Source organism: Paenibacillus vulneris (genome assembly GCF_039543185.1).
Lineage (GTDB): Bacteria > Bacillota > Bacilli > Paenibacillales > NBRC-103111 > Paenibacillus_S > Paenibacillus_S vulneris.
In genome coordinates, this window is record NZ_BAABJG010000042.1 from 1 (window position 1) to 611 (window position 611).

Consider the following 611-nt stretch of genomic DNA (forward strand, 5'->3'; position numbering starts at 1 on the left):
ACTCGTTGCTCAGTTTTGAGAGGACAACAAACTCTCAATTTCAATAAGATTGTTCCTTGAAAACTAGATACTGAAATGGTTGTAACTGTTCGATACGTGAAACTATCGCAGTTATCAACAAAATGCGTAGAGCAATACAACGTGTATTAGCATGGTTAAGCTAATAAGAGCACACGGAGGATGCCTAGGCGCTAGGAGCCGAAGAAGGACGTGGCGAACGACGATATTGCCTCGGGGAGCCGTAAGCAGGCTTTGATCCGGGGATGTCCGAATGGGGGAACCCAGCTGAGGTAATACTCAGTTACCATGTAGTGAATACATAGCTACATTGGAGGCATACGAGGGGAACTGAAACATCTAAGTACCCTCAGGAGAAGAAAACAACAGTGATTCCGTCAGTAGCGGCGAGCGAAAGCGGAACAGCCCAAACCAGAGGGCTTGCCCTCTGGGGTTGTGGGACGTCAATATGCGAAAAGTTGGTTAGGCGAAGCAGTCTGGAAAGGCTCACCATAGGGGGTAAAAGTCCTGTAGCCAAAAACGAACGTATCGCTAGACGGATCCCGAGTACCGCGAGACACGTGAAACCTCGTGGGAAGCAGGCAGGACCATCT

The 611-nt window shown here is 48.9% G+C and carries 1 rRNA gene; it reads left to right on the forward strand.

Annotated elements, in window-relative coordinates:
• Window positions 1-153 precede the first annotated feature (153 nt).
• A 23S ribosomal RNA gene (locus ABEA66_RS29080) occupies window positions 154-611 on the forward strand; the annotation flags it as partial.